The 12,537-nt window shown below is 43.4% G+C and carries 7 protein-coding genes; all 7 read left to right on the top strand.

All coding sequences use genetic code 11. From position 1 onward, the window contains the following. Positions 1–5 precede the first annotated feature (5 nt). The 7 genes from E2K93_RS07620 (at position 6) to E2K93_RS07590 (ending at position 12,531) form a co-directional block, all read left to right on the top strand. Positions 6–1,583, top strand: a complete 1,578-nt coding sequence (locus E2K93_RS07620) for an arylsulfatase (RefSeq protein WP_228445554.1) — start codon at positions 6–8, stop codon at positions 1,581–1,583. A 26-nt stretch (positions 1,584–1,609) separates the two neighbouring features. Further along, positions 1,610–3,541, top strand: coding sequence for a hypothetical protein (locus tag E2K93_RS07615; RefSeq protein WP_135438524.1), 1,932 nt, complete (start codon positions 1,610–1,612; stop codon positions 3,539–3,541). A 184-nt stretch (positions 3,542–3,725) separates the two neighbouring features. Further along, complete coding sequence (locus E2K93_RS07610; RefSeq protein WP_228445552.1) at positions 3,726–5,186, top strand: arylsulfatase; 1,461 nt, start codon at positions 3,726–3,728, stop codon at positions 5,184–5,186. Positions 5,187–5,189: 3 nt separating this feature from the next. Then, positions 5,190–7,673, top strand: a complete 2,484-nt coding sequence (locus E2K93_RS07605) for a glycoside hydrolase family 2 TIM barrel-domain containing protein (protein WP_228445551.1) — start codon at positions 5,190–5,192, stop codon at positions 7,671–7,673. 17 nt (positions 7,674–7,690) lie between these two features. Continuing rightward, a complete protein-coding gene (locus tag E2K93_RS07600; RefSeq protein WP_135438522.1) occupies positions 7,691–9,625 on the top strand; it encodes a sulfatase in 1,935 nt (644 codons plus the stop codon). A gap of 77 nt (positions 9,626–9,702) precedes the next feature. Continuing rightward, positions 9,703–11,088, top strand: coding sequence for a sulfatase (locus E2K93_RS07595; protein WP_189637887.1), 1,386 nt, complete (start codon positions 9,703–9,705; stop codon positions 11,086–11,088). Positions 11,089–11,178: 90 nt separating this feature from the next. Then, a complete protein-coding gene (locus E2K93_RS07590; RefSeq protein WP_135438520.1) occupies positions 11,179–12,531 on the top strand; it encodes a DUF1800 domain-containing protein in 1,353 nt (450 codons plus the stop codon). The last annotated feature ends 6 nt before the right edge of the window (positions 12,532–12,537 follow it).

The following is a 12,537-nucleotide window of genomic DNA, read 5'->3' as shown; positions in this document are numbered from 1 at the left end:
TGACTATGACGAACACTTATACGAGCAAAATATTACCTTTATTGGCTGTCTCTGTGCTTGCTATTGGTTGTAAACAATCGCAACCCGAGAATCTTGCCGATAGTGCCAATAGCGTGCATGAATCACAGCCGCAACGTGACGATAATCGCCCTAATATTATTTATATTTTGGTCGATGATTTGGGTTACGGTGATATCGGTGCCTTTGGCCAAAAACATATCAAGACACCAAGCCTAGATGCAATGGCTGAACAAGGTATGCGCCTAACTCAGCACTATGCCGGCAGCACTGTTTGCGCACCGTCTCGAGCGTCATTGGTTACGGGTAAGCATCCAGGAACAGTCCAGATTCGCGGTAATTATGAATTAGGCACTTTTTTAGACGAAGAAGAATTCGGCCAGATGCCGTTGCGTCCAGGTACAGATACTATCGGTACTATGATGCAACAAGCCGGTTATGAAACGGCGCTGATAGGTAAGTGGGGCTTAGGCGGACCAGGTTCTTATGGCACCCCGAATAAACAAGGCTTCGATTACTTCTTCGGCTATTTAGATCAAAAGCAGGCGCACAATCACTACCCAACACATCTATGGAAAAACGAACAATGGTTTGCCCTAGATAATGAATATCTAGATACCCATCAAGCGTTGCCTGAAGGTGCGGATATCAATGATCCACAAAGCTACAAACCTTATCAGCGTGATGATTTTGCGCAGCAGCGCTTAGCGGATGATGCGCTACGATATATAGATGAGAATCAACATAATCCGTTTTTCTTATACCTGTCTTTTGCTGCACCACATGCGGCATTGCAAGCGCCCAAGGAAGAGATCGCCGCGTATCAGCATTTTGAGGAAACACCAAATGTTGGTGGTGAGCAAAGATACATGCCGGTGTTGCAACCCAAAGCCACCCGAGCTGCGATGATCACTCATTTAGATCGCTCTATTGGCAAGGTGATGCGCAAGCTAGAACAGTTGAACCTGGCCGACAATACTTTAGTCATTTTTAGTAGCGATAATGGTCCTTCATGGGAAGGTGGTGCTGATCTGACCTTTTTTGATAGCAATGGTCCATATCGAGGCTATAAACGTGATTTATATGAGGGTGGCATTCGTATGCCAACCATTGCATGGTGGCCTGGAAAAATAGCCGCTAACAGTCAATCAAATCATTTATCGGCGTTTTGGGACGTGATGCCAACCATCGCCGAAGTCGGTGGCGCTACATTGCCGGATAATATTGATGGTATTTCTTTTTTGCCAACCCTGTTGGCGAGCGATAAGCAGGCTAAACATCAGCACTTATACTGGGAGTTTCATAATAATAATGGCGAACACGCTCAGGCCATTCGTTTTGATAACAATGAAGGTCAATGGAAAGCGGTGCGTCGTTATAATGAGAAATTTAGAACCAATCCACCGGTCGAGCTATATAACTTGAGTGTCGATCATCAAGAGTCCACAGACGTCGCCGATATTTTTCCTGAGCTTGCCAAGCATATGGTTGAGCTGATGGACAACTCTCGTACGCACGCCGACATTGATAGTTGGAATTTTGACTATTGGCCAGATAAGCATTAACGACATTTTTTACAGTGGAGACTTAGATGAAGCAGTTACGCTTGTTACCTCTGGTGTTGTTGTTTGTGGCAGGCCATAGTACGGCAAGTGTTGGCAAACAACGTATCGAAATTAACACGACAAAAATCGTCAAAAGTTTGCAGCAACCTCTGGTAGGTGAGAATGTAAACTTTTTAATGAGTTCAGATACACATTGGCCACGTAAAGTGAGCATGCAACAGCGCATTGGCGAGATGAAACTTGGTATGCTGCGTTTTCCTTATGGCCATTTAGCGGATAATTATCTATTCACAGATGCACCATTTAACGATGGCGCTGACGGCTTAACACCAAGAGTCGTCAGTCGCGGTACGGCCCCTGGAAATTATCCTTGGGCGGTTGATGATAAAGGATATTTTAAAAAGTCGCTCGATTTCGACGAGTTTGTGCGCTATTGCCAGTCTTTACAAATAGAGCCGTTGGTCATGGTTAATATGCTGGGCTGGCAAAAAAGCGACAGCGTCGTTGATTTTGATGACTTGAAACAGCACGCCATTGAATGGGTTCGCTACGCTAATATTACCCGAAATTACAATATCAAATACTGGCAATTGGGCAATGAAGTTGCCATGCATGTCGATAAAAGCACCTACTTTAAACACTTTGTTGAAATTGCTCAGGCGATGAAGCAAGTTGACCCGAGTATCCACATCGGTTTTGGCGAAGATGGCCGCAGCAATTGGATAGCCGAAGCGCTCAATAATGAAGATATCGGTCAATACATCGATTTTTTATCACCGCATCAATACTTATTTGGCCGTGCTTGGTCTGAATCATATCTCAGATGGCGCAATTACAACGGCAAGATAACCAGCAAAATTGATAAACTGCAACGCTACGCAGACAACAGTACACATCACAAACAGGTACCGCTGATCATTACTGAGTATGGTGTCACCGGTGGCGACTATCCTGAAAGCAAGCCAAAAGGTTATGCCTTATTTCGATCGGCACAGAAAAACAGTAACGCGTCGATGATATTGAGTGCAGACAAAACCTTTGTTACCAAATACTGGGGCAAGGGCATTAATAATCATGCGATTCATATTAAGCTGTTGAAAGATGGCGATTTTGTCTTACGTCCTTATGGATGTGATGGCTGTTTTATTACGGCGGGCGAAAATGCCGACAGTGAGTTGCAGATTGCTGAGACTTTCAGCGACAAAGCACGTTTTCAAATTATAAAAGCCGGCAAAGAGCATTATCGAGTTAAGTCAGTGGCATTTGCTAATCGTTTTATCGCGTTTAATTACGACAACAACCGCTTTAATTTGTCGGCCAGCAAGGCCAATAAGGGCGAGCAATTTAACATCGTCGACTTAGACAAAAAGCCCAAATTGTATGCTAATGCTGACGAGGCTCATATCGATCAAGGCATGAATTATGCGAATGATCTTTGGAAGTCTTTGCTGTTTGCTGAGATGACGTTAACCACGCATAACTTTAAAAATGTCAGCCATATGATTCATTGGAATACGCACAGTTCTTGGGACGGTGAGTTTGGTGGTTTTCATGGCTTGCTAGCAAACTCATTGAATAACACTGCAGAGAATACGCTTACGCCGATTGGCGAAGTGATTAAACTCATCAATAATCACAGTTTATCTGAGGTTATACAATTGCCGGAAAAACATGGCTTTGTGCGCAGTTATGCGACGCTGTCTAAGGATAAAAGCCAAATGTCTATCGCCTTAATTAATAAAAATTACCACGCTGAAGCTGTGCAAATAGATTTAACTGATTTCAATCACGACGGTCAATTTCAGCAATGGGTGTATACCGGCGAACATCCTGAAGATGAGTTCCCGACAGTATATTTTGATGAGCTTAAAGGTGATAAAAAACTGAGTAATCGCCAGCAGTTGCAGATGCAACTATCACCACTATCGCTAACCATCATAAAGCTTAAGGCACAATAAGCTGCTACCGACCAGCCTGACACTCGATCAGGCTGCTGTTTCTTTCATTTTCTGGCATTATTTAGTTTAAGTAAATTAATCGTAAATATTCTGTATTTCACGGCCACTTTTATTTATCATATAATTCATACAATAAAAATTAAAACCTTGGTTGATTATGAAAATGCTAACCAGAAAAGCAATAATGACTTTAGCACAACTTAGCCTTGTTACTGTTTGCACTGGCTGTGTTGCTGAACAACCGACAAGCGATTCGAGAGAAAATGCAACGTCAGCAACTCCTCCCAATATCATCTACATTCTTGCTGATGATATGGGCTATGGTGATCTCGGCTCCTACGGTCAACGCAAAACCAAAACACCAAATTTGGATGCATTAGCGCATCAAGGCATGCGCTTTACCCAGCATTATGCTGGATCAACGGTGTGTGGACCTTCTCGTGCCAGCTTACTCACGGGGTTGCATACGGGACACAGTCCTATTCGTGGCAATCCAGCATGGACTAATAGTGGTACGCCGGTTGATCTAAAGCCGCAAGACATCACTATTGCCGAAATGCTTAAAGATAACGGTTATAAAACCGCGGTGATCGGTAAGTGGGGTTTATCGGAAGCCAAAGAGGACAATAATGCGCATTTACCAGCGATGCCAAATCAGCAAGGTTTCGATTACTTTTATGGTCTAAAAGCACATTTAGATGCGCATCATTATTACTGGCATCGTTTATTTGAAAACAACCAACCTTTTGTTCTTGAAGACAACGACTACTTAAATAATGAAGGGGTCTATATTCACGACTTATTCACTGATAAAGCGCTTGAATATGTTGCGCAACAAGACGCTGAGCAACCATTTTTTCTCTACCTTTCGTACACCATTCCTCATTTAGCACTTACGGTGCCAGAAGACTCTAAACAGCAGTATTTAGATCTAGGTTGGCCAAAACGTGAAATGGATACCCAAGGCCACTATCGCAATGATGCCGAAGGCAACACCACTTACGCAGGGATGATATCGCGCATGGATGATGATATTGGCAAATTAATGCAAACCCTAGAACAGCATGGCTTGGCTAATAACACACTGGTTATCTTTAGCAGTGATAATGGTCATGAATACGATCGGGGTTTTTTCGACAGTAACGGAGCGTTAAAAGGTCGTAAACGTGATTTATACGAAGGCGGTATTCGGGTGCCATTTATCGCCCGTTGGCCTGGAAAAATTGCCGCCAATAGTGAGTCTGATCACGTGTCGGCAATGTGGGACATGATGTCGACATTTTGCGATTTCGCGGGTGCTAAACAGTGCCCTAAAAACGATGGTATTTCTATGGCCAATACCTTGTTAGGTGATGGCAAACAGCTGCAGCATGATTACTTGTACTGGGAGTTTAATGAGCGTGAAGGCCCACTGCAAGCCATTAGGCATGGCGATTGGAAGTTAGTAAAGCGTTATAATAAACCGTTAGAGCTTTATAATCTTGCCAAGGATATTGGTGAGACAAACAATATCGCTAAGCAGCACCCTGACATCGTCACCCAATTGGCCAAACAAATTGAGGCATCTCGTACACCGCACCCAGAGTTTACCTTGAAAAAGCTGCCAAATCCTTGGAAAAAGAAAAATAAAAACAATAAGAGCTAATCAATGATGAAAACCATGTTTAAACCATTTGTCTTGCTAAGTGCCGCTTTGATGTCATTATCATCAATGGCCAATACCCTTAGCTATTCATTAGATAAACAAAGCTTTAATGCGCAATGGCAGTTTGCCAAAGGCGACATTGAAGGCGCACATCAAAGTGATTTTAACGATGCACAATGGCGTGTTTTAGATTTGCCTCACGACTGGGCCATCGAAGGACCGTTTTCCAAGAAATACAGCGCTCGTAATGGTGGCTTACCGGTTTTTGGTACAGCGTGGTATCGCAAATCATTTACCCTGCCGGAGCAGGCCAAAGGCAAGTTAGTTCACTTAACATTTGATGGTGTAATGGCCAATAGTGAAGTTTTTGTCAACGGCACCTTGGTTGGCAAACGTCCATTTGGCTATATCGGCTTTAATTACGAAATCAGTGAGCATCTAAATGCTCCAGGTAAAGAAAACGTTGTTGCGGTTAAAGTTGCGCCAGAAAATTATGCTGCTCGTTGGTATTCAGGCTCTGGAATATACCGCAATACTTGGATTGAATTTAATAACCCTGATCACATCGAACAATGGTCAACACAAATAAGCACGCCTAAGGTCAGCGATGAACAAGCCAGTGTCGTTATTTCGACCCATGTTCATGGCGAAAACGAGGATCTAAAACTTGCTGTTGAAATACTCAATGCCAAGGGCGTAATCGTCAGTAAAAAGGTCAAAAAATTATCCAGTATTACCACCAATGGTGTTACTGAGCTTAGCTTAAATATCGACAAGCCGATTCGTTGGGATGTCGAAAACCCATACCGTTATCAAGTAAAAACAAGCTTGTTAAATAAGGGGGAGGTGGTTGATTCAGAGCTTAATCCGCTAGGCATTCGCACTATCGAATTTAAAGCTGACGATGGCTTTTGGTTAAACGGCCGTCGAGTGCAAATTCAAGGGGTATGCTTGCATCATGATAATGGCCCATTAGGTGCTGTTGCCAATACCAGAGCAATTGAACGTAAATTGCAGATTATGCAAAACATGGGTGTAAACTCGGTGCGTACAGCTCATAACCCACCATCACCAGAATTGGTCGAGCTAGCGGATAAAATGGGAATTTTGCTGCAAGTCGAAGCGTTTGATACCTGGAAAAAGCCGAAAGCAACGGTGGTTAATGGCTACCATAAATACTATAACCAATGGTCAGAACGCGATTTAACCGACATGGTAAAAATCCATCGCAATAACCCGTCGGTAATTATGTGGAGCATAGGCAATGAAATCTATGAGCAAAAGAAAAAAGACGGTTGGAAATATGCTAAGCGGTTAACCAACATTGTTAAAAAAGCCGATCCGACACGCTTGGTGACGGCAGGATTAAGTGACTATCCGCATTTTGTGAAAAGCAAAATTGCCGAAGAAATTGATATCGTTGGCTTAAATTACAAGGCAACTGAATACGCTGATATCATCGATCTATATCAAGGTAAACCCGTGTTAGGTACTGAAACCTCTTCTGTTGTGAGTACCCGTGGCGAATATCATTTCCCGGTAAAACCTATCGAAAAACACCCAACTAAATACGTTTCAAGCTACGATAATTACGCTCCATATTGGGCTTATATTCCTGACATTGAATGGCACTATTTAGCTCAAAACCCATCGGTTATGGGCGAGTATATTTGGACCGGTTTTGACTATATTGGCGAGCCTACTCCTTATGGCGGTCGTGATCATGGTGATAAGTTTTATTGGAACCAAGATTGGCCAGCGCGCAGTTCATCATTTGGTGCGGTCGATTTAGCGGGCTTTGCTAAAGACAGGTTTTACATGTATCAAAGCCAATGGACACAAACCCCAATGGTTCATGTATTACCACACTGGAATTGGCCAAATCGAATTGGCGAAACTATCCCCGTTGTCGCCTATAGCAACGCCGAAGAAGTTGAATTATTTGTCAATGGCAAGTCTATGGGCAAGAAGGTAAAAGGTGTCGATACGGTACGCATTCCAGTGAGTTTACGTTATCAAAAGCAAATGCAATATTTTGATTCACCGTATCGTTTGCAGTGGCAAGTCGAATATCAGCCTGGCGATATTAGAGTGGTTGCCTACAGCCAAGGCAAAATGGTGGCGGAAAAACAGATTCATACGGCAGGTCCTGCATCGAATGTTGTGCTCAGCGCCGATCGAGTGGTGATTGACGCCGATGGTGATGATTTATCGTTTATTACCGTCGATGTTGTCGATGCCAATGGTAATTTAGTGCCTGATGCAGATAACTTAATTCACTTTAAAGTTGATGGCCCAGCAACCATTGCTGCTGTAGGTAATGGTGACTCTGCAACAACGGAGCCGTTTATTGCTAACTACCGCCGCGCTTTTAATGGTAAAGCCTTGTTAGTTATTCGCAGTAAACAAGGGCAAAGCGGTGACATTACAGTGAGTGCATTCAGCAAAGAATTAACGGCGAATCCTATTCGCATACAAGCTCAATAATCAGCAAGGCAGGTACGGTGAATAGATTTAACTTATTGATAGCAAAGTTTCTAACAGTCTCGTTAGTACTGAGTAGCGCACTTAGTGCCGGTCTTGTGCATGCCGAATCAACAGTTGCACAAAGCAAACCAGAAAAAAAGCCAAATATCCTTTGGCTTATTACCGAAGATAACTCTAAGCATTACTTAAAGCTTTACGATGATGCCGGAACCAGTATGCCGACGGTGGAAAAGCTTGCGTCACAAGGCTTGACCTTTAATAATGCGTTTTCCAATGCACCGGTGTGCTCAACGGCACGAACAACATTGGCAACTGGCATTTATGGGCCGAAACTTGGTACCTTGCATCATCGTGGTTATCAAGAGGTATCGTTACCGCAGGGTTTTAAAACCTTTAATGAATTACTACGAGATGCGGGCTACTACACCACAAACCGTGCTAAAACCGATTACAATTTTATCGCACAGGATAAGCTGTGGGATGAGTCATCAAAAACAGCAAGCTGGCGAAATCGTCAACCGGAACAGTCATTTTTTCATGTGCAAACCTTTGGAATTACCCATGAAGGTAAGCTGCACTTTAATAAAGGCCAAGTACAAAACCGCAAGACCAAACACGATCCAAAACAGGTCCGCTTAGCGCCAATCTACCCAGATACCGAGTTGTTTAGATACACTATGGCTCGCACATTAGATAACCATAAAACCGCAGATGCGCAAATGGGCGCGGTCATTAAACAACTTGAACAAGACGGAGAATTGGAAAACACTTTTATTTTCTATTTCGGTGATCATGGCGGCGTGTTGCCCGGTAGTAAGGGATATCTTTTTGACCGTGGTTTGCATGTACCTTTAGTGGTACGAGTACCGGAAAACTTTAAGTATTTAGTTGGCAAGGGTTTAGCGAGCGAAAACACTCGAGTTGACGGCTTTGTTAGTTTTATCGATTTTGCCCCGACCATGTTATCACTGGCGGGTTTAGATGCAGAAAAGCAAATGGACGGTCAATCTTTTTTAGCGAAAGATCTCAGTTTGCAGCAACTAAATAAACGTAACAATACGTTTTCACACGCTGATCGTTTTGATGAAAAATCTGACTTAGTGCGTTCAATCCGTATTGGTAAATATAAATACATTCGCCATTATCAACCGTATTACAGCGACAGTTTGTATGCCTATTATCGTTATCGACAACACGCCTTTAAACAATGGAAGCAACTGTATCGCGAAGGTAAATTAAATGCTGCGCAAAGCGCGTTTTTTGAGTTGTCGGGCACAGAGTCATTATACGATATTGAAGCCGACCCTTATGAAACCAATAATCTGGCGACCGATGAAGCCTACCAAAATACCTTGCTGGCGATGCGAACGAAATTACGGCACAGATTGATAAACTTGCCTGATTTGGGTTTTTTACCAGAATCGATGTGGTTAGCACAAAGTAAAGGCAAGGCCTTTGAATGGGGGCAGGCGCAACAGCCGAACATTGAACAGCTTATCGCCATTGCCGATTTGCAATTACAGCCATACAAAGACGTGCAAGCCAAACTCGTTAATTACCTAAACACCGGCACTGATGCGCAAAAGATTTGGAGTCTTATCAGTCTTAGCTCTTTTGGCTCTCAAGCTTCTGAACAAACTACCTTAGTACAACACGTGTTGACAAATTCATCGCATGTTTTAATAAAAGCCCGTGCGATTGAATTTCTCACTCTACAACAACAAGTGGATTCTGTCAGTGAGCTAACAAAATTGATCAGCCACGAGCCAAACCCATTGGTACAGGTTGAACTGCTAAATATTGCCGCTTTTGTTTTTGAGCAAACCGGCGAAACGTTTACTGTCCCGACATCGATGACGTTAAAGCCTCCTGTTCGTGGCAGCGATAGCTTTAAAATCGATTCTTGGATATATGAGCGCTGGTTGTATATCAGCGGAAAAATCAAGGTATAACAGGGCGCGTTATGAACAGTTTTATGCAAACATTACTTACCCTCAGCATCTGTTGCAGTATAGCCATAGGGGGTAGCGTGCAAGCTTCAGAGACCAGCACCGAGAGCAAGCAAACACAACCCAATATTCTGTTTATTGCTTTTGATGACTTACGGCCTCTTATTGGCGCCTACAATGAACCCGAACCTATTACGCCAAACTTGGATGCGTTTGCGCAAGATGCAGTCAGATTTGATCGTGCCTACGTTAACTATCCTTTGTGCAACCCATCGCGCGCGGCGATGCTTACCGGTGTGCGTTTTGATTTGCAGGGGGATTGGAAAAACAACAAACATCAGAACCTGATCAAGGCGCAAACGACATGGCCAAGAGTATTAAGAGACAACGGCTATTGGACAGCAACTCGAGGTAAGCTCTACCATGGCAAAGTACCTGGTAGCGAGAAAAAGTCTTGGGATATTGCTGGTAAATTTTGGCAAGGGAAATACAAAGATGGCGGCCCTAATATAGAAAGTAAAATCGTCGACATTGGCGGTCGCCAAGATCAGATAAAAATTTATAAAGACAAGGGGGCAGGCCCTGGCTCGTTGATGTATGCCTCTGTGGACGGCCCTGACGACTTGCTTATCGACGGTCAAACTGCGAGCTCGGTTATCGATTTAATCGTTAATAAACGTGATAAAAGTAAACCCTTTATGATTTCAGCCGGCTTTTCACGCCCACATATGCCTTGGGTTGCTCCGAAGAAATACTTCGATATGTATCCGCAAGATGCAGGCAAACTGGCACCTTACCCTATTGGTGCTCCAGAGGCTTTTGATAACGCAAAGTACAAAAGTAAAACACGCGACTTTGGTTGGAACGAAGGTGTGGATGATAATACTGCGCAACAACTTATCAGAGGTTATATGGCCAGCACCAGCTATGCTGATGCGCAAATGGGTAAAATCATTCAGACATTAAAAGATGAAGACCTGTATGACAATACCATTATCATTGTTTGGGGCGATCACGGTTATCATTTAACAGATCACGGTTTATGGCGTAAAAACACGCCATTTCATATTGCTTTGCGTAGCCCACTTATGATTAAAACGCAAAATAGTAAAGCAGGCATAGTGGTTGACACCTTGGTGCAAAATATCGATCTGTATCCAACGATAATGGAACTGACAAACAGCACTCCAAACAAAACTATAAACTTACATGGCAGAAGCTTAGTCCCTTTGTTGCAAGGCGAACATGTTGCTTGGGACAATGTCGTCTATACCGCTGCAAAAGGTACCCATGGATTGGTCACCGAGAAGTATCGTTTTACCAAAGTTGATAGTGGCAAGCATGAGTTATACGACTTACTGCAAGATCCTAATGAATGGCATAACTTGGCTGGCGATCCAGCCCATAAAGAGATGATTCAAAACTTTTTGCAAAAACTAAGCAAGGTAAACTGGAATAGGCCGTAACAAGCCTTGGTAAAGAAGTGTAAAGTCAGTGGCTGAATACCGATGACTTGTTAATGTTAAGTTAAGCAAAAAAATAATGGTATGGAGAGTATGGCTAAAAATCATCAACACGCGGCAATTGCATTAAATCGCTTTGGCTACGGTGGTAGCGGCGAAGAGTTGCAGTTAGCGGCCGGCAATCCAAAGGCCTATTTGAAGCACGGCTTAACTCCTGTTGTTTTTAATGATGAATTACCAGATTCGAATACCTTGATGAGCAAAGCTGGTGAATTGATTAAGCAATACAGGCAAGCAAAAAAATCAGGGCAAAGCGAAGAGCAATTAAAACAGTTGCGCCAACAAAGACAGCGCCTGAGCCGACAGAGTTTTCAGAAAGTGTCGGTCAGCAGTATCACTGGTGCGGTACACTCTACCAATACCATTAACTGGCGCTTGCTTGACTTTTTCTCAAACCATTTTTCGGTAACGGGCCAAGGCCCTGTGATGCTCATACTGGCACCGACGTTAGAGCGCGAAGCCATCGCCAACAATTTGTTCGGTCGCTTTGAAGATCTGTTGATTGCGGTGGTGCAGCACCCTGCTATGTTAATTTATTTAAACAATGAACAATCATTTGGCAAAAATTCGCAAGCCGGCAAGAGAGGCCGAGGACTCAATGAAAACTTGGCACGTGAAATCTTAGAATTACACACCTTAGGTGTTGACGGTCCATACAATCAACAAGATGTCATTGAGTTGGCCAAAGCCATAACAGGTTGGAGCGTTGGCGCGGTGCAGCGTGATGAACAGCCGGGCTTTTTATTTCGCAGCTTTGGCCATGAACCAGGCAGCCGTCGATTATTGGATAAAACATACAAACAGCAAGGTATAAAGCAGGGCTTAGCCATGCTAAAGGATTTAGCAAATCACCCAACTACGGCCCAATATATATGCCACAAAATGGTCAAACATTTCATTATGGATAAGCCTGAGCCGAAACTTGTTGATGCCATGGTCAATACATGGATGGCAAGTCGAGGCGATATAAAATCTGTGGTCGCGACCATGATCGATTCAGATTATAGCTGGCAACCACAACGCCAAAAATTTAAAACGCCAAGAGATTATGTGATCTCGACGTTGAGGACACTGGGCTTAAATCAGTATAAAGAAAAACAGTTGTCTTATACCATGCGTGAATTAGGTCAGCTTCCGTTTAAAGCAGGATCACCGGCGGGCTACAGTGATGAACAAGCGGATTGGGATGGTAGCAGTGCGTTGGTGGCCAAAATTGATTGGGTTAGCATGCTTGTGGCCAAAGTTGATGTATCGGCGATGGATATCATCAATAATAATTTGGCGCTGGCTAACACGTCCCTTACGTATAACATGGTAAGTCGTTCTGAAAGTCGAGACCAAGCATTAGCATTAGCGCTGCTTAGTCCTGAATTTATGCGACGCTAGGAGGCT

This window comes from Thalassotalea sp. HSM 43 (assembly GCF_004752005.1).
Classification (GTDB): domain Bacteria; phylum Pseudomonadota; class Gammaproteobacteria; order Enterobacterales; family Alteromonadaceae; genus Thalassotalea_A.
Note: the sequence above shows the minus strand (reverse complement) of the source record. Positions and strands in the feature narration are given on the sequence as shown.